The organism is Bradyrhizobium sp. BR 1432 (assembly GCF_051547705.1).
GTDB lineage: Bacteria > Pseudomonadota > Alphaproteobacteria > Rhizobiales > Xanthobacteraceae > Bradyrhizobium > Bradyrhizobium zhanjiangense.
Genome location: NZ_JBPUGF010000004.1, coordinates 726,934 through 747,868, shown reverse-complemented (window position 1 = coordinate 747,868; position 20,935 = coordinate 726,934). Strand labels below are relative to the sequence as shown.

The window sequence follows — 20,935 nt, the reverse complement described above, 5'->3', positions numbered from 1 at the left end:
GCCTCTGCAAGGCAACGCTGAACGATCTTCCCTTTATCCATTTGTTGCCGCCCGTTTCACCTTTGAGAACCCTTTGTCTGTCGCCATGAATCTTTCGATCATCGGAGCGATGAGCTTGGCGGGATCGGCTGACTGTCCGCTCTCGCGCGCGATCGCCTCGGCATAGGCGATGAGATTGCGATGGACGGCAGCCGGCAACTCGACGGTGATCTTCACCGGCCTGTCGTCGAGGATGGTTCCGAGCTTCAGCTTGCTCATCGGCTTGCCTCCTGGCGGTAGGGAGCCAACACCAAGTCGCGCGTCACGATGACGCGGACCGGGAAGCCGGGCCGGATGGTCAGCGTCGGCTGGATGTTGAGCTGGCGCTGCACGATCTGCTGGCCGGTCTGGCTGATGCTGTTGGACGCACCGCTGCGGATCGCTTGAACAAGATTGTTCTCGTTCTGGCTCGTGCCCGCCTCGGCTCCAACGCTGAGCATGGTCGAGGACGGCGGCCTTGAACAGCATGCCCCAATGATTGTCGACCTCGTCCTCGAGTCCGGCATGACCGCCGGTGTCGGCGCCGGGCTGGCGCTCCAGCACAATCGAGTTGCCGTCCGGCATGATGATGCGAGTCCAGACCAGGAGAATTCGGCTCTGGCCGAACGCGACGGAGCTGTCGTACTGACCGATGAGCTTGGCGCCTTGGGGGACTAAAAGATATTTGCCGGACGGACTATCATATACCGCCTCCGTGACTTGAGCGGTGACCTGGCCTGGCAGATCGGACCGGATGCCCGTGATGAGCGCAGCAGGGATCACGGTGCCAGCCTGCACCACATAGGGCGAGACCTTGGCCTCAAGCCGGTCCGGACTGACCGCGCGCTTATCGGTCGAAGCGCTAAGGAAGGCCGTCTTGCGGTCCTGCATGTTCTGAGCGGATCCCACATCGACGGGTGGTGTCGTGGCTGGCGTTGTTCGCGGTGGCCGGCCGTCGTATTCGGGATCGACTTGGCTGACGTTCGGCTGTTGCTGAACAGTCTGGGCGAAGAGGCGGCTGACCCGTGCCGCCTCGATCTCCTGCCCTCTGCGCTGCGACTCTGGATCGGGTGGCGTTGCGGAGACCACGGTGTTCGGTGCAGCTCCAGCGTTGAGGATCGGCTTGCCGAGATCGCCGGGCAGCGGTGGCCCGAGCGGCGGCGCCTGACGCGGCAGGCCGGTATAGTCCTTCGGCAAGGCGGCGAGGCTCTCGGCCGAAGGGCGATTCTGGGTGCCGAGCAACTCCTGTCCGGTCTGCGCCTTGTTGCGGGTCTGGACGGCGTAGCCAAGCGCACCCGCGACTGCGAGGGCAGACACCGCACCGAGGCCGATAAGAATCTTGCGCGAGAGGCGGGTGACACGCGGACGCTCGCCTCGGAGCCGAAGATCCGGCGGTGCGACGGGTGGGATGTCGCTTTGACGTTCGTCTTCGCTGCCTATCGCCATGACCGCAGCCTTCCGTCAGTTCGGACGATGCGCACGCGCCGCTCGCTATCCTTATCGCCAAGACGTAACTCGGCGGCAGCGAACAAGCGATCGACGATGTAGTAGTTGCGGTTCGCCCGATAGTTGACCAGCTCGGAGCCGCCGGCCGGACCGATGACGAACAGCGGCGGCATTTCGCCTTGGACGATCCCGCTGGGGAATTCGATGTAGACCTTATTCCCGTCATCGAAGGCGCGCAGCGGACGCCAGGCCGGATCATCGCCCTCGATCGCGTAGCGGAAGTTGATCGAGGCGAGATCGACGCCGGCCGCAATTGGCGCTGCGGCTTCAGCCGTCGCGTTCTGCTGCCGAAGCGCGATGAGCTGATCCTCGGGGTATTGCCAAGAGACCGAGGCCATATAGGTCTTCTCCGTCGAGCGCAGCTCGAGCAGATAGGTCCGCCGGTCGGTGTTGATGACGAGATTGGTGATCAACTCCGGCCGCGTCGGCTTGACCAGGATGTGGATCTTCTTGGTCGCGCCCGCGCCGCTCTCGGTGTCGCCGATGATCCAGCGCACGGTATCGCCGGCAGCGACCGGACCAGAGCCTGTGAGTTGCTCGCCCTCCTGGAGGGCGACATCGGTGATCTGGCCGGGCGCCGTATAGACCTGATAGAGGGCTCCGCCGGAGAACGGATAGACTTGGACCGCGTTGATGAAGCCGCTGACGGACCGGTTGCACACGCGCTGCGGCATTGGCCTGTTCGACGCGAACTTTTGGGTCGGCGGCTTCGGGGACGCGTTTACCAGCAGCAAGCGGTTTCAGCTGCCCGGGCAGCGGCAACGGCTTCGGCAACTCCACGATTTTGACGGGCGGTGGCGGTTCAGCGGTGAGTGTTGCCGGCTCCGCAGTGTCGTAGTTGATGTCGGGCGGAATGAAATTGTGCGCGCAGCCGCCGAGTGTCGAGACGGACATCAGCAAACCCGCCAAGGCGGATTTACGGAAGCACGGATCGCCACGCTGCCGCCTTTGGGGAATGACGAAGAGACGCGAAGCCGGACCGCTGGCATGTGAGGAAATCGGCGAGGTCATTGTCCCAGCTCCTTCGACCAGTTGATGGCGTTGACGTAGATGCCGAGCGGATTCTGCGCAGCCGATCGGCATCGGTTGGCGGCTGAACCGCGATGGTGAGGATCGCGGTCCAACGCGTGGTGGCCGGCGAGCGCGCCGTCCTGATAGCGGTGCTCCACCCAGGCCACGCGAAACTGTCGGGCGAGGCGCGGATGACGCTGGAGACGTCGATCGCAATCTGCTGTTTTCCGAGATTGGCGAAGGGGTCATTGGCGCGGGCGTAATCATTCAGCGCCATCGCGCCAGCCGTGGTCGTGAAATCGTATGCTTTCAACCAGTTCTCCCGCACGATGATCGGATCGGCCGGAAGCGAGCGCACCATCGCGATGAAGTGGGCGAGGTACCAGGCAATCTGCGGGTCGCTCGGCCTGTAGTCAGCTACAGCGGGCGCCACTGCTTGTGCCTCGCCGAGCTTATCGACCTGGACCACCCAGGGAACGACGGTGCCGTGGGTGGACTGCCAGACGAGCCCGCCGGCGAGACCGCAAGCGAGAATCGAGTGAACCGAAGGCCATCAGCCCGCCAGTTCTTCGCCTGCACGCGCGCCGAGCCGATGCGGTCGTCCGAACCTGCGCCGCCCGCTGATAGGGTGTTTCGGGTTCGGGCGTGCGGCCGTAGCGGACCGACGATCGCCGAAAGACTGACATTCGTATTCTCTCCCGAGAGGTCGACGGAGTGGCCGCCACCATGGCTGTCGCCGGATTTGAGGGCTTGTGCTGCGGTCTGAGCGCCATGAACAACCGCCTGATTGCGCTTGACGCGTTGAGCCCAGGCAGGCGGACCTTTCTCGATCGCCGCTCCAGAGGTGGCTCCGCCGGCGGCCTCGCCACGCCCAATGGTCCCCATGGTCGAGGAGCCACCGGTATTTGCGACGCCGGACCGGGCGCCTGATGCAAAGCTCTCCGTCGTTGATCCTGGCTGCTCGCGCAACGGCGCGTCTGCCGGGTGCTGCCACGCTACTGGCCGCAGCACGGCCCGCGCCGGCGAGACCAGACGCGACGCCGCCGGCGCCGGACTGACCGGCTGACGCGAGGCTGTAGGCGGAGGACATGCCGCCCGCAATCGCCGTACCACCACGTGCGGCGGCCGCAGCGCCGGAGCTAGCCGCCATCGCTCCCCTTCCGGCAAGCCCAAGCGCCGCGCCTCCCGCCATCGCCGTGCCGGCGACTGCGAGACCCGTGCCGACGGCAGCGCCCGCACCAAGCTGCGGAGCTCCTGAGACCAGTCCGGTTGCGATGCCAGGCCCGAAGATGCCGAGGCCGAGCATGGCGAGCGCCGCGAGCACGACCGAGAGCGCCTGCTCGATGGTTGGCTGGCCGCCACCGTAGGCAGTGGTGAACTGGGAGAACAGCCCCGTCCCGATGCCGACGATGACGGCGAGCACCATGACCTTGATGCCGGAGGCGAGGACGTTGCCCAGCACCTTCTCTGCGAGGAAGTCGGTCTTGTTGAAAGGGCGAAGGGAATGAGGATGAAGCCGGCAAGCGTCGTCAGCTTGAACTCGATCAGCGTGACGAACAGCTGCACCGCCAGAATGAAGAAGGCGATGAGCACCAGCAGCCAGGACACCATCAGCACGGCGATCTGGACGAAGTTCGCAAAGAAGCTGGTGAAGCCCATCATCTGGCTTGCGGCATCGAGCAGCGGCTGCCCGGCGTCGAGACCGACCTGCGCAAGCCGGCCCGGCCGCAGGAAGTCCGCTGCCGAGATCGACGAGCCGCCGGCCTTCAGACCCAGGCCGGCGAAGCTGTTGAAGATGACGCCTGAGAGGCTCTTGAAGTTGGTGATGATGAAGGCGAAGAAACCGATGTAGAGCGTCTTCTTCACCAGCCGCTGGAGGATGTCCTCGTCTGCGCCCCACGCCCAGAAGAGGCCGGCCAAGGTTATGTCGATGACGATCAGGGTCGAGGCGAGATAGGTGACCTCGCCTTTGATCAGGCCGAAGCCTAAGTCGATATAGGTGGTGAAGGTATTGAGGAAGGTGTCGATGACGCCGACATTGTTCATGGCCTACCTCCCTCCTTCCGTAGCGCCCGTGGTCGACGACGTGGCCGGCGCGGCCTGCGGCAGAAGTGGCCGCGCCGGCCTGCCGAAGAAGCGCGCGCGGTTCTCCTCCCAGACCGCTCTGCAGTGCGGATCTTCGGCATCCTCTGGTCCAAGCGCGCGGCAGCGGCTCAGCTCGACCGAGAGATCGTCGGGTGCGGAGATGGCCGGAGCGTCCGATAGCTCCCGCGGCGGCGTGGGACGCCGATGGATGTAGGACAGCGTGGCCATGAAGACGGCCAGCAGAATGACCATCGCGCACTCCGCGCCAGAGATCCGAACGCTCCATGATCCGCGCCTTTAGTTGCCGCTGAACATGGTCACGTTGCCGGGCTGGTAGCCGCTGCGCGTCGCGAAGATCTTGTATTGCTGCTGGCCCTGCGACTCCGTTGCCGTCACGCGCGCCTGCTCCAGCGCGTCCGCCCGCCCCTTCGCGGCGAGGACCGCGACAAGATCGGAAAGCTGCTGGGATTGCAGGGCAAGGAGCTGGTTGCCGGCTCGAGCTGCCTGTAGGGCGCCACTCGCGGACTGGCTGGCTGACACCAGCGACGTCATCGCGCTGGAATTTGTCGAGATATTGCCGACGACACCGGCCTGCACCTTCAACGAGTCCTCGAAAGCGCCGACCGAGTTCTGCCAGCGGGTTTGGGCGGCGGCGAACAGCGTCGCGTTGGACCCGGTGGTCGGCGCCGCGCCGTAGCTGCTGGAATACGCGGTTTGAATTTGCTGAACGTTGAAAGAAATGTTCTGCGCTTGCGTGAGAAGCGACTGGGTCCGCGCGATCGTCGATTGGAAGCTGGGCCAGCGTCGACATCGGCAGGCTCGCGAGGTTCTTCGCCTGGTTCACCAGACTCTGGGCCTGGTTGGTCAGCATTTGGATTTGATTGTTGATCTGCTGAAGCTCACGCGCAGCCGTCAGCACGTTCTGGCTGAAGTTGCTGGGATCGTCGACGATCACCTGCGCGGAGGTCGATGCCGTCAAAAACGGCGAGATAGACAGGGCGAGCGAGAGAGCGGTCGCCGCCACTAAGCCACGTCGCGTCTTGCGGTCGGTCATGATTGCACCTCGATGTTTGTCAGGTCAGGGATGAGATCGGCGGCCCAAAGCAGTTCGTGATCGGCGAGCCAGGCCGGTGTGGAATCCTCCCGGCCGTGCTCGGCGAGCAGCCGTTCGATGGCGGCATGATCGGCCTTTGAAGATGCCGCGCAGAAGGCGAGCGCGATCGGTCCGAGACCAAGTTCGAACAGCCGATTGCCGCGCCGCGATTGGCAGTAGTAGTCCCGTTTTGGCGTTGCTCGCGCGATGATCTCGATCTGGCGATCGTTCAGGCCGAACCGCTGATAGACGGCTGTGAGCTGGGGCTCGATGGCGCGCTCGTTCGGCAGGAAGATGCGCGTCGGGCAGCTTTCGACGATGGCGGGTGCAATGTTGCTGCCGTCGATGTCGGAGAGCGATTGCGTGGCGAAGACGACGGAAGCATTTTTCTTCCTCAGCGTCTTCAGCCACTCGCGAAGCTGCTGGGCGAAGGCCGGATCGTCGAGGACAAGCCAGCCCTCGTCGATGATGAGGAGCGTCGGGCGGCCGTCGAGCCGCCCCTCGATGCGATGGAAGAGGTAGGTGAGGACGGCGGGCGCAGCACCAGCCCCGATTAAGCCCTCGGTTTCGAAAGCCTGGACTGACGCAAAGCCGAGATGCTCATCCTCGGCATCGAGCAGACGGCCGGACGGACCGCCGACGCAATAGGGTTGCAGCGCCTGCTTGAGCGCGGTCGATTGCAACAGGACGGTCAGGCCGGTGATCGTCCGCTCCTCCACGGGCGAGGAAGCGAGTGAGGTCAGCGCCGACCAAACATGCTCCTTCGCCGTCGGGTCGATCGTGACGCCTTCCTTCGCGAGGATCGCGGTTACCCATTCAGCAGCCCAGGCGCGCTCCGCCGCATCGCCAATGCGTGCGAGCGGCTGAAGGGAGACGGAGTCATCGGCAGTGGTCGACAGGCTGCCGCCGAGGCCATGCCAGTCGCCGCCCATCGCGAGCGCCGCAGTGCGGATCGAGCCGCCAAAATCAAAGGCAAAGATCTGGCTCTTGCGGTAGCGGCGGAACTGGATCGCCATCAGCGCCAGCAGCACGGACTTGCCGGCGCCGGTTGGGCCGACGATCAGGGTATGGCCGACGTCGCCGACATGCAGCGAGAAACGAAACGGCGTCGAACCTTCGGTCTTGCCGAAGAACAGCGGTGCGCTGCGGAAATGCTCATCGCGCGACGGCCCAGCCCAGACCGCTGAAAGCGGAATCATGTGGGCCAGGTTCAATGTGGAGAGCGGCGGCTGGCGGACGTTCGCGTAAGCGTGCCCGGCAGCGAGCCGAGCCAGGCTTCGAGCGCATTCACCCCTTCCGGCATGCAGGTGAAGTCGCGCCCCTGAATCACCTTCTCCACAAGGCGAAGCTTCTGAGTGGCGCGGCCGGGGTCCTCATCCCAGACAGTGACGGTCGCGGTGACGTAGGCCTGGCCGACGTCGTCGGTGCCCAGTTCCTGCAACGCGAGATCGGCATCGACGGCCTTGTTGGCTGCATCGCTGATCGACCAAGTGTCGAGGTCTCGTTCGTCATCACCTCCCTGACGATGGCGGCGATCGACTTTCGCTTGGCGAACCACTGTCGACGGATCCTGGTCAGCAGCTTTACCGCGTCGGTTTTGTCGAGGAGGATCGCGCGCGTCGACCAGCGGTAAGGGAACGCAAGCCGGTTCAGCTCATCGAGGATTCCGGGATGAGTTCGCGGTCGGAAAACCGACCACGGTGAGCGTGCGAAGATGGTGGCTGCCGAGGCGCGGCTCGAGGCCGCCGGCGAGCGGCTCGTCCGCGAGCAGCGCGTCGAGATGCATCGGCGCTCTCTGGGACGCGGACGCGCTGTTGCCGCGTTGAGACGGTCGCGTGCAGGTAGGTGAGCGTGTCGCCGTCATCCAGCCACGCCACCTCAGGCATGAAGCCTTCGACCAGTTGCAGGACGCGATTGGTCCGATCGACGAAGCCGCGCAGCAGTTCGTAGGGATCGACGCCGTTCTGCGCGCGGCCTTCATAGAGCCAGCCCTCGATCCGCGAGGCGTCCTCGGCCGGCGGGAGCCAGACGAAGGTCAGGAAATAGCGGCTCTCGAAATGCGCGCCGGCCTCCTCGAAAGCATCCCGCCGCTCCAGATCCACCAGCGCTGATGCGGCATCGGGAAAGGCGCTGTACGGATAGGTCTGGGCGGCGATGCGCTGGGCTTCGACGAAGATCGCCCAGCCTGAGCCAAGGCGACGCAACGCGTTGTTGAGGCGGGCCGTCACGCCAACCAGCTCCGCAGACGTCGCGCTGTCGAGATCGGGACCACGGAAGCGTGCCGTGCGCTGGAACGATCCATCCTCGTCGAGGACCACACCGCGTTCCACCAACGCGGCCCAGGGCAGGAAGTCGGGAAGGTTGGCGGGCCGGTTACGATATTCGGCGAGGTTCAGCATAGAAGCCTCATGCGGCAAGGTAGGGTGGATAGCGGAGGTGGCGCCGAACGACGTCCACGGAACAACGGGTCACGCTTGGCCGCCCAGACGGCGGCTGCATGGCCGACGGCCGAGATCAGCGCGCCGGGGATCCACAGGCGCAGCCCAAGCGCGATGGCGGCCGCCAACGTACCGTTGGCGATCGCAACAGTGCGCGGCGCGCCGCCCATCAGGATCGGGTCCGTGAGCGCGCGATGGACCGGCGCGAAGAAACCCGGCACCTCTGGATCGACGATCGCAGCCATCAGACCAGTGCCCCACCCGAGAAGCTGAAGAAGGACAGGAAGAAGCTCGAAGCGGCGAAGGCGATCGACAGGCCGAAGACGATCTGGATCAGCCGGCGGAAGCCACCGGCGGTGTCGCCGAACGCAAGCGTTAGCCCAGTCACGGTGATGATGATGACTGAGATGATCTTCGCCACCGGGCCTTGCACCGACTCCAGGATTTGATTGAGCGGCGTCTCCCATGGCATCGAGGAGCCGGAGGCGTGCGCCGCGGGCGCGAACGCGATGGAGATGAAGGCAATCGCCGCGATGTCGGTGAAGCGGCGGCGGATGCGACGGATCGCGCAAGAAAACTGAATCATGAGGGATCTCCGACAAGCGAGGGTTCGCCGCCCGCCCCGGCGGACTGGACGCGGTAGTCGCCGGTGGCGGGATCGAGGCCGGCGACGAAAGCAAGTTCGGCGAGGCGGCGTTCGCTGCCGCGGCCGCGCAGCACCGCGACAAGATCGATCGTCTCGGCGATCAGTGCCTTGGGCACGGTGAGGACGGCTTCCTGGATCAGCTGCTCGAGGCGGCGAAGCGCGCCCAGCGCCGTGCCGGCGTGAATCGTTCCGATCCCGCCGGGGTGGCCGGTGCCCCAGGCTTTGAGGAGGTCCAAGGCTTCGCTGCCCCGCACCTCGCCGATCGGAATGCGGTCCGGGCGTAGACGCAGAGAGGACCGGACCAGATCGGACAGGGACGCGACGCCGTCCTTGGTGCGCAGCGCGACCAGGTTGGGAGCGCGGCATTGCAGCTCGCGCGTGTCCTCGATCAGCACCACGCGATCGTTGGTGGCCGGCGATTTCGGCGAGCAGTGCGTTGGTGAGAGTGGTCTTGCCGGTCGAGGTGTCCGCCGGCGACCAGGATGTTCTTGCGCGACTCGACGGCGGCCCGCAGGGCCGCCGCTTGAGCGGCGGTCATGGTGGCCGGCGGCGACGTAGTCATCGAGCGTGAACACGGCCACGGCGGGCTTGCGGATCGCAAAGGCCGGCGCTGCCACGACCGGCGGCAGAAGTCCTCGAACCTCTCTCCCGTCTCGGGAAGCTCGGCCGAGACCCGAGGCCTGCCGGCATGCACCTCAGCGCCGACATGGTGCGCGACCAGGCGGACGATCCGCTCGCCGTCGGCCGCGGACATCGTCCGTCCGCTATCCTCCAGCCCGCCTGACAGCCGATCGATCCAAAGCCGACCGTCGGGGTTCAGCATCACCTCGACGATCGAGGGGTCTTCGAGGAAAGTCGCGATCGCCGGCCCAAGCGCGGTGCGGAGCATGCGCGCGCCGCGCGAGAAGGCTTCCGAATGGATTGAAGTGCCCCCCACGATCGTCCCCCGTCGAACGCCGATCGCAATGTGCGATGGGCGACGGGGATGAATAGAAGAGGCAGGAAATGGGTCAGTTCAACAAGTATTCAGTCGTGGTAGGGGGCTGGCGTAGGGCAGAGAAAAAATACTTGCTGTATCGAATACGTGCTGATCGAAACCCTAGCGACAATTTTCTGCAATTGGATTTATCGGCAAAGGATGAATTTGACTGGGGTTCTGGAAGGCTGCAGGCGCATTTCTTTGCGAATTGGTTCTTGGGAACGATGCGACTATCTCGCCAGCATATCGTCTGGATAATTTCGTCGCGGCATATTCGACCCTATGGACCTTCCCGACCGGCGCCGGCTTCCGATACGAGCGCCTTCGTTAGTCGCTCAGCTAACCATACCAACGTTGGACGTCGTATGTGCTGCTCACCATCGTCGCGATCGCGTAGACCATGCCTAAGCAAATATACTGCGACCGCCGTCGCGTACTCATTTGGACTTTGCGCTTCAGCTAGACCAAAGCGCCGGATTTGGCGAACAGCGTTCCAGAGCGATGAAAGAGCTGCTGCCGGCTCACGAGGCTGCGGCAAGGTTTGTAGATTATCGAATGTGTACAAATCGGGGATGACGGCCCTCCAGTCTTTCTTCGAAGCTGCGGCTCGCAAAACGAGTGCTGTCTCCAAGCATGCTGGATCCGCAACAAGCGGACCGTGCTGGACACCAGCAAAGTCGATGAGGATGGCGTGGCCCGCCCGAACGCGCACATTCTCACCATGAAGGTCGCCATGAAATAGCGCACAATGATGTTTGATCGCAGGCAAACCGTCGAGCTGTCCGCCAATTTCGGTAGCCGACAACGTAGCTCCCAAGACCGATGCCTCCTCGGCGTATGCGTCAGCGAGGGTGCGTGAAGTAGATGAATACTGCGCAATAGCACCTCCGAGGCTCAGTGCCAGCGGAACGTGCCGATTATTTTGCGGAGATAGATAGGCTTGGCTTCGCCAGCCACGCAGGGCGTCATCAAAGAGCGAATTGATAGCTGCTTGCGCAGTACCCCGATCAACTAGTTCTTGCAGAGAATCAAGAGTGCTCGACGAAATTTCCGACAATTAGCCCTCGCTCGGCGCCCCGGATGCATCGCGCGAAATCAAGATTAGGTCGGGCAAAGAACGGAATAAACAGCGTCGTGCAGTCCCGGTAATTATCAAGCTCTCTGGAGATTTTGGTGTAGCGGTCCAGCTTAACAAAAAACGGCAACGGATACGGCCCGGCGCGCGAGTCACGAAGTCGCGCAAACGCCTGAAACACGTCGGCGCTTCGACCACCGTCTAATCGGCTGAATCGAACTTCGCTGCAATCGCTGAACGCGCGCTGGAGAAGAAATAGATCTTCCGGCTTGTCTTTCCGGCAACCGTCTAGGTTGACACTCGTGGACCGCGGCATTCCAGGCTGCAGACATGCACACTCCTGCGCCAATCCTGGCACCGCGGTGGGAGCACGCAGCAAGACGCGATTTTTGAATGGTAGTGTCGCAAGCGCTTGTGCGATCGCGGGAATGTCATCCAAAGGAGCAACGAGGTACGTTTGAACACCCTCGACTAAGGCCGTAGCGGCGAGAGTAGACACGACGATCTTGAGCAGTGGCGCGTCAGGATCTGCCATTGAGAACACAACCGCACGCGACCGTGCCCATTCGCTTGCGAGATCCTTGTCGCAAGCGACAAATTTTAGCGTGAGCTCACGCTCTCCGCACCGACGTCCGAAATCATCGGGGGGTGGTACGCCGATCCATAAAACCTGTGCTCGAAAAGGCACTTACGGGCTCTCAGTCAACCAAACGCCGTGGGAGGGCGGGTAAATATCCGCTTCGGCGAGCCCGTGAGCGCGACCGTGTCGCCATCGCCTAGGATGCGATCGGGGTCACTTCCTTCCCCCTCCAGTACCAGATCATAAGCCGGGTCAATGGCTGCTAGTGCGCGAATTTGAAGCCCGACCAATTCCCTCGTCTGAACTTCAAAATGTTGGCCGTTGACGCTGAGCTGGTAACGATCGCTGCTCAAGGCAACCTCCTTAAGCCCATTTCCCTCGACGGATAGCTGGTCCGTTCGGTCTCAGCATACGAAAATAACCGAAATTGCGGGCTTCCGCCTCATCAGATCGAACCAGCGCCTGGCACGCCCAAAGCGCCTCCCATGGAATAATCGCCAGCCCTTCGGCTAAGGTTTCGTAGTGTACAAAGTCGGTGTGACGACCCAACTCATCGCGAATCTGGGCTACTACGCGATCATCCCGCCATTCCGGTCCATCATGCCGATCACACCACAGAATGCGGTCCTTCCAAAGAATGAAATGGGCTTCGCATCCCTCGTCGCGCCAAACAGACGGATACAGGGTGAATTTGTCATCGCGGACGTCGGCGCGCCACGCTTTACCGGCGCGTCGGTCCAAATTGATGGTAAGGATATCTCCACATCCATCGGGACACATCATCACCAGTGAACGAGGCACGCCCCGCTGATCCAGCGCCACGTCGCCGATCTGCTTGAGCAAAGCTACGGCTCCCGAATGCCCTTCGGCCTTGCCGCAAAATCTTATGGTTCGTGCTCTAACCATGCTGGCGCGTTGGCATTGAATATGTGGGGCCCCACCCAGCCGTCGAGTCTGGGCCGCAGAAATTGCAGGCTGGATCGATCTCGGCAGTGACCGCATTCATTCTAGATCGGTTCCCATCATAGATGACATAGCGTGCTGGCGCTGGCACGCCTGCAACGGCTGCGAGAAACATGGTGACGGCGACAGATGCGACAACTCCGTTGAGACTGATCACCGCTGGCTGCGGAACACCGTCTCCTCCTTGAAAGTATGGATCAGCCGCGCGATGTGCTTCAGTCATGAGCTCTTGGCGAACCTGTCCCGCATCGAGATGACGTATACACCAAAGGCAAGGAAGGCCTGGCGCAAGCATCTTAACATGACCGGCAAACCGCGTCGACCTATCGACCACTGTGATAGAAACGCCAAGATCGATGACCGGGACCCTATACTGATACGCGAGCTGATTGAGCACATGACGGCTTGCCTGCGTATCGGTGCAGTTGAAGAGAAAATCCGCGTCGGCTAGTCGTCGAGCTACTAGGCCGTCAGTGACGTCAGCGACTATTTTGGTCACCTGGGCGTCGGCACGCAAGCTCATGACCTGACGTTCAGCAACGTCCACCTTTGGCGTAGTTGACGCATCGTGCGCCTGCGCACCCACGACACGATTGAGATTGCTCGCTTCGATTATATCGTGATCTACGAGCAGGAAGCGCCGCACACCGAGATGCGCCAGCTGCTGGAGGACGAGGGAGCCAGTTCCACCGAGACCGACTACACCGACCAGCATTTGCCCGATACGCGCCTGTCCCTCCTCTCCGAACGCCCTGATTTGGCGATCGAACCGCTCCTCAAGAAGCAACGACTTACCCGGATCGCTGGAGACTGTTATATCGGCGCCGATTTCCACGACTTCGCGCGAGCTCTTGGGTGCCCAGTACGCGAGCCAAGCATCTTGTCGCACCAAACAGAAGCGCGAGATGCGGGACGTCCGGTATTCGTCCTGACACATACTCAGCAAGGACAATCTCGGCAGTGTCGTCAATATTGGAGAAGACAGGCAGTTGCTGATGAGGATGCGTGTGAACGTAAATGAGCGACCACTTGTTGGCCCTCGCCTTCTTCTCCAAAGGCAAGCAAAATTGCGTGTTCAGCCGAATTGAGGTGGCGGTTCGCTCGAGATAATCGTCTCCGGAGGCGACATACGATTCGCGGACCAGCAGGCGCCAACCATCATTCGCTTGGGATCTCACAGGCACGCAAAGAAGAATCGCCGCACTTTCGAGCGTTTCGTGGCGAAGGCCATCGCGTAGCGATTGCAGCTGGGGCGTGGCAAAGGCGAGCGTAATCATTGCAGGCGGCGAAACCGTTCGGCGATAATGTTAATATAGGTACTAATGTCATCTCGGTTAGGATTCCAGTTCGCATGGGCGTCCACCACGTGCCAGGAGAACCACAGGCCGCCGTAGGGTGTTTCTGGAATCGGATTCGGCTCTTGGCTGGCCTGGGGCAGCTGTCCGTTAGCAAGCCGGAGGCCGGTCGACGCCCAAAAGCAGTCGGGATGCGGCCCCGGGTAGCCCACGGGCAAAATGAACCTCACGCAGGTGGACGATGCGTTCCAGCCGCCCGGCAAACTAAACGTAGGAATAGTTACCAGGGCCGCTCCTGATGGAAGGGGCTGAATTTGCACATCCGGGTACCGAATGCGCACCCGATCAAGCTGGCGAGTTGTCACCGGCGAAAGCATCGATTCTACCCAAAATTCGTCGGAGGCCGGCTGAAAAAGTGTTTGGGCCCGCCTTCTCCATGACCGCGCCCGAGATCGACGGTATCACCATCCCCGATCACCCGGTCGGCGTCGTGGCCGTGCCCTTCAAGCACCAAATCGTGAGTCGGATCAAAAGAAGGCACATGCGCCTTGATAACATCTTTGAGTTGTTTTCCGGTCGGGATCTCCTGATCGACCACTATCTTATCTTGGCCGTAGAAGAAGAATATCTCTCCCTCGACCTTTCCCTCATTCGCCATAAGCATTCTCCTATTCTCTAGCTGGCAGATCTAATTGCCTCAATTGCGAAAAAGCAATTGATTTGATAATTGTAATCGAGATTCGCTCGAATTGCAAGTTCGCAATCCATTTGAATATCGCAACTGGAGCCGGCATGCCTACAGAACCATTCGATAGCGATGCCTTTTACGCATCTCTCAATGCCGTAAGATTAGGTCGTCAGCTCACATGGAAAGACGTGGCCGCTGAGGCGGGTGTAAACGCGTCGAACTCTTACGCGCATTAAACAGGGCGCTAAGCCAGATGTGAATGGCCTAGCGGCACTTCTCAAGTGGTCGAATCTTAAGGCCGAGTCGTTGATTCCTGGAGCATCGGGGAAGAAAAAAATAGAACCAATTGCAGAGATCACCGCATTGTTGCGAGCGAACCCACATTTGAGCAAGCAGAACGCAAAATTGATGGAAGACATTGTTATCAGCACATACAATAAGCTGAGAGGAACCTAAGTGGGGTTTCGACGGGGCTTCAAAGCGGAGGCGAACCGTATCGCCCTTCGCGTTCGGGCGAAGATGGGCTTGGATCCGGTCGACCCAATTGATCCCATGGCTATTTGTAACCACTATGACATTCACCTCAGCAAACTGAGCGAGATAGACCCTCGATCCCCTTTTTCGGGTGCTAAGAGTTCGTTATTTTCGGCGGTCACTGTCCCGTGCGGTTACCGAACCGCCATCGTGCATAACGACTCCCACCACCCCCACCGGCAGCGAAGCAATATTTGTCACGAGTTGGCCCACTGCTTTTTGGGTCATGAGTGCGCACCGCCACTGACCGAGGACGGCGATCGCGCTCGCGATGGAGGTATCGAAGCAGAGGCCAACTATCTCGGCGGCGTTCTCTTGGTTACGAATCGAAGCCGCACTCCACATCGTCAGTAACGGTTTGCTTCACAGAGCTCAGACCATTTATGGCGTGAGCCCCGCAATGCTAGATTTCCGTCTAAGAATGAGCGGAGCACATCGGATCCATGAGAGGCGAATGCAATTCCGCCGAACAGGTTGAAGGCCCCGGAGAAGCAAAAAGGGGCCCTCAAAGAGAGAGGGCTGTGTGTCCAACCAACCCGATCCACACTAATCGAGCGCCTACGCCCGAGTCCTAAAGAAGCGCTTCCCAGCTGCCTCTAATGGGAAGGCGAGCGACCGCAAACGCGAAACTTCGATGCGCGGCGCTCTCCTCCAGCGCCCCGATGACGAGACCCATTCAGCGATCCGCATCAGTCGCTTTCATATCGATCGCAGTCGTCCGGGATTTCCTGCCGCAGCTTCGGCCCTTGACTGAGCCGTCGCCCGAGCGCCGCGACGAAATTGTCGTAGCGCGCGGCCGCCTGCGCCCGCGCCGCCTTTGCAGCCGGTTCGGGGAGTGGCGGTGTCGTCGTGAGCCAAAAGCGGACGAACAAGGCCAAGGTCTCAACCGAGATCCCCATGTCGCGTTCGAGCCGCGCGATGCGACGATCGACCTGATCGAGTCGCTTGGCGATAGCGGCCTCCCGCCGCTCATCCGAGTCCGGCGACAAGAAGGACGCGATCGCGGCTTCGGCGATGAGCGACATCGGCTGCTCGCGCCGGGCGGCATAGGCCGACAGCGTCCTCATGACGTCCGGATCGAGATCAGACCGACATCTGGGCTTTCTTCTTCGGGGCGGTCATGCCTGCCTCGACAATCCGAGATCGTCGCCGGGATCGAGCGATGCCTGGCGCGCGACGCCCTGCATCATGTCGTTCATGCGCCTGATCCGCGGGGCATCTTCATCGAGCTCGTCGAGGAGGTCAGGAGCGAATTCGTTCTCAAGCGGTTCCTTCTTTTCCACGATGTCGCGATCCAGTTCCGGGTGCCGCCGGCGGTCGGCTGTCTTCGGATCCTCTACGTCTGTCTGGTCGCCGGTCGACACCGGCGGTGTGGTGGGACGCGGCGGGAGTGGTCGTGAACTCCAATCGTCCGGCCGGCTGTCGTTGGGTTTGGTTAGCGTTGGCGGCGCCAGGATGCGCTCCTGGAAACGTTTGTCCTCGTAATAGCGCGCCTTCTTGGCGCGGATCGGACGGAGGCCCGACATCATGACGATCTCATCTGCCGGCGGGAGCTGCATCATCTCGCCGGGCGTCAGCAGCGGGCGGGCGGTCTCCGAGCGCGACACCATCAGGTGACCGAGCCAGGGTGCCAGACGGCTGCCGGCATAGTTCTTCATCGCCTTCATCTCGGTCGCCATGCCGAGCGCGTCGGACACCCGCTTCGCCGTCCTTTCGTCATTGGTCGCGAAGCTGACCCGGACGTGGCAGTTGTCGAGGATCGAGTTGTTTGGTCCGTAGGCCTTCTCAATCTGGTTCAACGACTGGGCGATCAGGAAGCTCTTGATGCCGTAGCCGGCCATGAAGGCGAGCGCCGACTCGAAGAAGTCGAGCCGGCCGAGCGCCGGGAATTCGTCGAGCATCAGGAGGAGCCGGCGCCGGCCAGCCTTGGCCTTTAGGTCCTCGGTCAGGCGGCGGCCGATCTGGTTGAGGATCAGCCGGATCAGCGGCTTGGTGCGGTTGATGTCCGATGGCGGCACCACGAGGTAAAGCGTGGTCGCGCGCTCTGCCCCGACGATGTCGGTGATCCGCCAGTCGCAGCGTCGCGTCACCTCCGCCACCACGGGATCTCGGTAGAGGCCCAGGAACGACATCGCGGTGCTCAGGACCCCGGAGCGTTCGTTGCCGGACTTGTTCAGTAGCTCCCGCGCGGCGGAGGCGACAACGGGATGGACGCCGGCCTCGCCGAGATGCGGCGTCCGCATCATCGCGGCAAGCGTCGATTCGATCGGGCGCTTGGGATCGGACAGGAAGGCTGCGACGCCGGCGGCGTTTCTTGTCCTCCTCGGCATAAAGTACCGTGGAGGATGGCGCCGACCAGCAATGCGTGGCTGGTTTTCTCCCAATGGTTCCGCTTCTCGAGGCTGCCCTCGGGGTCGACGAGGATGTCGGCGATGTTCTGGACATCGCGTACCTCCCACTCGCCGTGCCGGACTTCCAGCAGCGGGTTGTAGGCCGATGACTTCGCATTGGTCGGATCGAACAGAAGGATGCGGCCATGCCCCGCGCGGAAGCCGGCGGTGAGTTGCCAGTTCTCGCCCTTGATGTCGTGGACGATCGCAGATCCCGGCCAGGTCAGCAGCGACGGGATGACGAGCCCGACGCCCTTACCGCTCCGGGTCGGCGCGAAACACAGGACGTGCTCCGGTCCATCATGACGGAGATAGGTGCGCTCGAACCGCCCGAGCACCACGCCGTCGGGCCCGAGCAGCCCGGCCTGCGCGATCTCCTTCGCCTCTGCCCATCGTGCCGAGCCATAGGTCTCGGCATTCTTCGCTTCGCGGGCGCGCCAGACCGACATGCCGATCGCGACGGCGGCGGCGATGATGCCGCCGGATGCCGCGATATAGGCACCTTCGATGAAGACCTGTGGCGCATAGGCATCGTAGGCATACCACCACCAGAAGAAGGAGGGCGGAAGGTAGAACGGAAAATGGATCAGTTCGAACCAGGGGCGTCCGAGTTGCGGCTGGAAGCCGAGCCGCCAGGCCGTCCATTCCGTCGCGGTCCAGAACGTCAGCAGGACGATCGCCAAGACAGTGATGACCTGCCCATAGAGTATTTTGTCGCGGACATAGTGGCCGCCCTTTCCTTAAACTCGGTGATTGGAGGGACGGCTCACAGGCCTAGCCCTCGGCTGCGCCCAAAACCCCAATCGACGCCACCGTCGTCGCGGGCGACGCCGGAGACATGTCGGCCGAGCTGCTTTTCGAGTGAGGGCGTCCAAGGCACGAGCTGGAAGCCGAGGCCGTCGTCGATCATCGCGAAGCGACCGGAGGCAAGTGCGAAGCGCTGTCGATAGGTCCCAGTGACATATTCGCCGGCGGCCGACGGGTTGAACGGCTGGCCCGTCTCGGCAGCGAGCTGGCTACCAAGAGCCTCCAACTCCCGACGGCGCAGCGTACCGATGAGGTTTTTCGCGAACACCAAACCGCGCGCCTGGCGCTCGGCAAAACCTTGCTCGATGAGGTGATCGGCGCGCCGTTCCATGGCCTCGCGAACCTCGGCGCCGAAGCCGGCCTGGCCAAGTGCCACCGGATCGCGCGCGACCGCCTGCCGGTCCAACCATGTCGCGCCACTTGCCGTCACCTGCGCTTCGATCGACAGATCGGAGCGGACAGCCAGCACCACGCGACGCTGCCCTCGCGCGTCGTCGAATTTGCGGAGCTCGACGATCGAGCCCGGTGCGCTGTCTGCGGCGGCGTCGAGATCGGGGAGCCTGATGTGGTGGGTGCGGCCGTCGACGCCGTCGACCACGGCATAGGCGGTCCCCTTGAGCTCGTCGTCGAGACCGCGATCGACGAGACGCCCGATGACGGGGACGTCGAGGCTTTCGCCTGAAAGCACGTAGCCCGCGGTCGCGCGCGCAATGCCGCGTTCGGTCAGGCTGCGGTGAATGCGTTTGATGATGTCGCCGCGGTCGCCGAGCTCGCGCAAGGTCGTCTCTGCGGCGTCGTCCATGACCCATTGGCCTGGCCCGACTTGATGCGCAAGACCGAGGCTCTCCAAGCGCCGCAGCCGGCCAACCTTCAACGCATGGAACTGATCGGGCTGCTGCGTCCGATCGGGCGCAAGGTCGACAACGCCGAGGCGGTCTGCGTCGCGAACGAGTTGGCGATCGAGCTGTGTCCAGCGTTCGGCTTCGACCTGCTGCTCGAGCGAGCGGCGAATGTCGAGATCGGAGCGCAGTCCAAGTTCCTGTGTGACCAGGTCCTGCGCGCGGGCGCGCATCCCCTTCCTTGATGTAGGCGCGGGAGATGACGAGGTCCTGGCCGTCCTCGGCGATGCCGCGCACGAGGAGGTGGACGTGCGGGTGCTGGGTATTCCAGTGATCGACGGCAACCCGGTCGAGTCGGGTGGCCAGGTCCACCTCCATCTGGCCGACGAGCTCGCGGGCGAACCCTTTGAGGTCAGCCATCTCAGACGCGTCTTCGGGCGAGACGATGAAGCGGAAATGGTGCCGGTCATTCTGGCAACGCTCGAAGGCCTTGGGATCGGCATCGTCGGTTTCGGGGCCGAACAGGTGGGCCTTCTCCCCGTCCCGGGTGACGCCCTCGCGCCGGAGATAGCCGAGGTGCGCGGCGAGCGGCGCGGACCGCGCCGTATGACGGACGACGCGGGTCTTGATCGTCACCAGACGCGACCGGCCCGTAAGCAAACGGTTCGCCCGTTCACTGGCGACCCGGCCGCGGCCGAAGCGCGAATGACGATGGCTGGTTAGTCGGCCGGCTGGCGACACGCCGCCGCCGGCGCGCTGAGCGGCGGCGAGCGCCTGGGCGATGAAGGGCTTAGCCCGCTGGCTCCTCGAGGAACGGACGCGGCCGGGCCGAGGCTGAAATTCCTTCTCTTCAGCCATCGCCGGCCTCGCAAATGTGCGAAACTAAGAACCCGTGCAATGAGTTGATGATGAGGCGCACATTGCGCGCCGAAGCCGCACATTGCCCGATCAAAGAGAAACAGGCACAAAAAACGACGACCGACCGAGCCGCACATTGCGGCCTTTTATCTCGCCATCGTTCGGTCGTTGCCTGCTCGTCTCCCTCCCCTGCTCTTTTCTCCTCGCAGGCCTGCGCTGAGACACGCTTGACCACGAATTCCCGATTGATGGCGGCGGCACGCGGCCATCGCGCGACCAATGAGCAGATGTCTGCAGCATGGCTGCTCGCTGGCGTGCATCGATTGAGGTTTTCTTGTTGACGACGAGGTGCAGTCATTGCGATCGTTCCGTTGCCGAGAGCACGACGAACAGGCCTTCCGACAGCGGCGCGATGGCCGAGAGATCGTGCACGGAAACCGCAACCGGCTTGTCGCTCGACGATCCCCTGGGTGTCGTCGGCGCGGCAGAAGACCGATTCTCAGCGTGCCCGAAAAAGAGCGGCGCCCGCGTCCAGGATGAATGAGAAGAGGCCGCGACGAGGAGAGGTCCTGGCGTGCTCTCCGCATCGACAAAAGGGATGATGGCCGCGACATAGGCGACCGTCTCGGCGGGGAGCGGACGATCTCTATCCCGAAAATCCTCGTAGCGCCCGGGACCTGCATTGTAGGCCGCGAGGAAGCCAGGTGAGCCGTAGCGGTCGTGCAGCTCGCGAAGAAAGGCGGCGCCGGCGAGGATGTTGTCATGCGGATCGAAGGGATCGCGTCCAAGACCATAGCGAGCGCGCATGTTTGCCCAGGTTCTGGGCATGAGTTGCATCAGACCGAGAGCGCCTTTGGGTGACACTGCGCGCCGGTTGCCGTGGCTCTCGATCCGCATGACGGCGCGAATCCAAGCTTCCGGAATGCCAAAGTGCCGCGCGGCTTCCGCCACGAGCGTAGCATAGTGATCGCTCGCCGGCTGATGTTGCGTCGGCGCTGCCTGTGCAGACGCGGCCGGCGTTGGCGCGCCCATCGTCAGCAAGCCGGCAAGCAGGAGAATGGCGGTAACGGCACCGGCCATGTCTGCGCCATAGCGCGAGGAAAGGGTCGTGCTCGCGCCCATCAAGGGTA

The 20,935-nt window shown here is 62.6% G+C and carries 14 protein-coding genes and 10 pseudogenes; 1 reads left to right on the top strand and 23 read right to left on the bottom strand.

The window, feature by feature from the left end; translation table 11 throughout:
• Positions 1-33: 33 nt before the first annotated feature.
• The 18 genes and pseudogenes from ACSKB8_RS44565 to ACSKB8_RS44480 all read right to left on the bottom strand — a co-directional run bounded on the left by ACSKB8_RS44565 (position 34) and on the right by ACSKB8_RS44480 (position 14,347).
• Entirely contained in the window at positions 34-258 is a 225-nt protein-coding gene (locus tag ACSKB8_RS44565) for a DUF2274 domain-containing protein (RefSeq protein WP_438111758.1), read from the bottom strand.
• Positions 255-1,464, bottom strand: a pseudogene (locus ACSKB8_RS44560) (TrbI/VirB10 family protein). The gene ACSKB8_RS44565 and the pseudogene ACSKB8_RS44560 overlap by 4 nt, the downstream one beginning before the upstream one ends.
• Positions 1,455-2,535: pseudogene (gene trbG / locus ACSKB8_RS44555) on the bottom strand (P-type conjugative transfer protein TrbG). Before trbG ends, ACSKB8_RS44560 begins: the two co-directional pseudogenes overlap by 10 nt.
• Positions 2,441-3,070, bottom strand: a complete 630-nt coding sequence (gene trbF / locus ACSKB8_RS44550; RefSeq protein WP_438111801.1) for a conjugal transfer protein TrbF — start codon at positions 3,068-3,070, stop codon at positions 2,441-2,443. Before trbF ends, trbG begins: the two are co-directional and overlap by 95 nt.
• A 161-nt stretch (positions 3,071-3,231) precedes the next feature.
• Positions 3,232-4,581, bottom strand: a pseudogene (gene trbL, locus ACSKB8_RS44545) (P-type conjugative transfer protein TrbL); the annotation flags it as partial.
• Positions 4,582-4,584: 3 nt separating this feature from the next.
• Positions 4,585-4,872, bottom strand: coding sequence for a putative entry exclusion protein TrbK-alt (gene trbK-alt, locus ACSKB8_RS44540; protein WP_438111757.1), 288 nt, complete (start codon positions 4,870-4,872; stop codon positions 4,585-4,587).
• Between the two features lie 45 nt (positions 4,873-4,917).
• A pseudogene (gene trbJ / locus ACSKB8_RS44535) lies at positions 4,918-5,674 on the bottom strand (P-type conjugative transfer protein TrbJ).
• Positions 5,671-8,112: pseudogene (gene trbE, locus ACSKB8_RS44530) on the bottom strand (conjugal transfer protein TrbE). The pseudogenes trbJ and trbE overlap by 4 nt, the downstream one beginning before the upstream one ends.
• A 7-nt stretch (positions 8,113-8,119) precedes the next feature.
• Positions 8,120-8,396 (bottom strand): annotated as a pseudogene (locus ACSKB8_RS44525) (VirB3 family type IV secretion system protein).
• Positions 8,396-8,737 (bottom strand): TrbC/VirB2 family protein, encoded by a 342-nt coding sequence (locus tag ACSKB8_RS44520; RefSeq protein WP_438111756.1) that lies wholly within the window; start codon positions 8,735-8,737, stop codon positions 8,396-8,398. Before ACSKB8_RS44520 ends, ACSKB8_RS44525 begins: the two are co-directional and overlap by 1 nt.
• Positions 8,734-9,686 (bottom strand): annotated as a pseudogene (gene trbB / locus ACSKB8_RS44515) (P-type conjugative transfer ATPase TrbB). The gene ACSKB8_RS44520 and the pseudogene trbB overlap by 4 nt, the downstream one beginning before the upstream one ends.
• A 370-nt stretch (positions 9,687-10,056) precedes the next feature.
• Complete coding sequence (locus ACSKB8_RS44510) at positions 10,057-10,833, bottom strand: hypothetical protein (protein ID WP_438111755.1); 777 nt, start codon at positions 10,831-10,833, stop codon at positions 10,057-10,059.
• On the bottom strand, positions 10,805-11,386 hold the full coding sequence (locus ACSKB8_RS44505) for a hypothetical protein (RefSeq protein WP_438111754.1): 582 nt from the start codon (positions 11,384-11,386) through the stop codon (positions 10,805-10,807). Before ACSKB8_RS44505 ends, ACSKB8_RS44510 begins: the two co-directional genes overlap by 29 nt.
• A 167-nt stretch (positions 11,387-11,553) precedes the next feature.
• Positions 11,554-11,784: a multiubiquitin domain-containing protein gene (locus ACSKB8_RS44500; RefSeq protein WP_438111753.1), complete on the bottom strand. Its 231-nt coding sequence runs from the start codon at positions 11,782-11,784 to the stop codon at positions 11,554-11,556.
• Between the two features lie 10 nt (positions 11,785-11,794).
• Entirely contained in the window at positions 11,795-12,274 is a 480-nt protein-coding gene (locus ACSKB8_RS44495) for a DUF6527 family protein (RefSeq protein ID WP_438111752.1), read from the bottom strand.
• 55 nt (positions 12,275-12,329) lie between these two features.
• Positions 12,330-13,109, bottom strand: a complete 780-nt coding sequence (locus ACSKB8_RS44490; RefSeq protein ID WP_438111800.1) for a HesA/MoeB/ThiF family protein — start codon at positions 13,107-13,109, stop codon at positions 12,330-12,332.
• A gap of 558 nt (positions 13,110-13,667) precedes the next feature.
• Positions 13,668-14,066, bottom strand: a complete 399-nt coding sequence (locus ACSKB8_RS44485) for an E2/UBC family protein (protein ID WP_438111751.1) — start codon at positions 14,064-14,066, stop codon at positions 13,668-13,670.
• Between the two features lie 5 nt (positions 14,067-14,071).
• Entirely contained in the window at positions 14,072-14,347 is a 276-nt protein-coding gene (locus ACSKB8_RS44480; protein ID WP_438111750.1) for a multiubiquitin domain-containing protein, read from the bottom strand.
• A 549-nt stretch (positions 14,348-14,896) separates the two neighbouring features.
• Here ACSKB8_RS44480 and ACSKB8_RS44475 point away from each other — a divergent pair.
• On the top strand, positions 14,897-15,265 hold the full coding sequence (locus ACSKB8_RS44475) for an ImmA/IrrE family metallo-endopeptidase (protein ID WP_438111799.1): 369 nt from the start codon (positions 14,897-14,899) through the stop codon (positions 15,263-15,265).
• 335 nt (positions 15,266-15,600) lie between these two features.
• On the opposite strand, the pseudogene ACSKB8_RS44470 reads toward ACSKB8_RS44475, so the two are convergent.
• From ACSKB8_RS44470 to ACSKB8_RS44450, 5 genes and pseudogenes are all read right to left on the bottom strand, one after another.
• Positions 15,601-16,033, bottom strand: a pseudogene (locus ACSKB8_RS44470) (CopG family transcriptional regulator).
• Positions 16,030-18,011, bottom strand: a pseudogene (locus tag ACSKB8_RS44465) (conjugal transfer protein TraG). Before ACSKB8_RS44465 ends, ACSKB8_RS44470 begins: the two co-directional pseudogenes overlap by 4 nt.
• A 56-nt stretch (positions 18,012-18,067) precedes the next feature.
• Positions 18,068-19,805 (bottom strand): annotated as a pseudogene (locus ACSKB8_RS44460) (relaxase/mobilization nuclease domain-containing protein).
• Positions 19,798-20,163 (bottom strand): hypothetical protein, encoded by a 366-nt coding sequence (locus ACSKB8_RS44455; protein WP_438111749.1) that lies wholly within the window; start codon positions 20,161-20,163, stop codon positions 19,798-19,800. The pseudogene ACSKB8_RS44460 and the gene ACSKB8_RS44455 overlap by 8 nt, the downstream one beginning before the upstream one ends.
• Complete coding sequence (locus ACSKB8_RS44450; protein ID WP_438111748.1) at positions 20,160-20,885, bottom strand: lytic transglycosylase domain-containing protein; 726 nt, start codon at positions 20,883-20,885, stop codon at positions 20,160-20,162. Before ACSKB8_RS44450 ends, ACSKB8_RS44455 begins: the two co-directional genes overlap by 4 nt.
• Between the last annotated feature and the right edge of the window lie 50 nt (positions 20,886-20,935).

What these genes read in the sequence shown, in the direction of transcription:
- ACSKB8_RS44565 (WP_438111758.1), bottom strand. Translation starts at nt 258, where the DNA reads ATGAGCAAGCTGAAGCTCGGAACCATCCTCGACGACAGGCCGGTGAAG.
- trbK-alt (WP_438111757.1), bottom strand. Translation starts at nt 4,872, where the DNA reads ATGGTCATTCTGCTGGCCGTCTTCATGGCCACGCTGTCCTACATCCAT.
- ACSKB8_RS44520 (WP_438111756.1), bottom strand. Translation starts at nt 8,737, where the DNA reads ATGATTCAGTTTTCTTGCGCGATCCGTCGCATCCGCCGCCGCTTCACC.
- ACSKB8_RS44505 (WP_438111754.1), bottom strand. Translation starts at nt 11,386, where the DNA reads ATGGCAGATCCTGACGCGCCACTGCTCAAGATCGTCGTGTCTACTCTC.
- ACSKB8_RS44490 (WP_438111800.1), bottom strand. Translation starts at nt 13,109, where the DNA reads ATGCTGGTCGGTGTAGTCGGTCTCGGTGGAACTGGCTCCCTCGTCCTC.
- ACSKB8_RS44485 (WP_438111751.1), bottom strand. Translation starts at nt 14,066, where the DNA reads ATGCTTTCGCCGGTGACAACTCGCCAGCTTGATCGGGTGCGCATTCGG.
- ACSKB8_RS44480 (WP_438111750.1), bottom strand. Translation starts at nt 14,347, where the DNA reads ATGGCGAATGAGGGAAAGGTCGAGGGAGAGATATTCTTCTTCTACGGC.
- ACSKB8_RS44475 (WP_438111799.1), top strand. Translation starts at nt 14,897, where the DNA reads ATGGGCTTGGATCCGGTCGACCCAATTGATCCCATGGCTATTTGTAAC.
- ACSKB8_RS44455 (WP_438111749.1), bottom strand. Translation starts at nt 20,163, where the DNA reads ATGACTGCACCTCGTCGTCAACAAGAAAACCTCAATCGATGCACGCCA.
- ACSKB8_RS44450 (WP_438111748.1), bottom strand. Translation starts at nt 20,885, where the DNA reads ATGGCCGGTGCCGTTACCGCCATTCTCCTGCTTGCCGGCTTGCTGACG.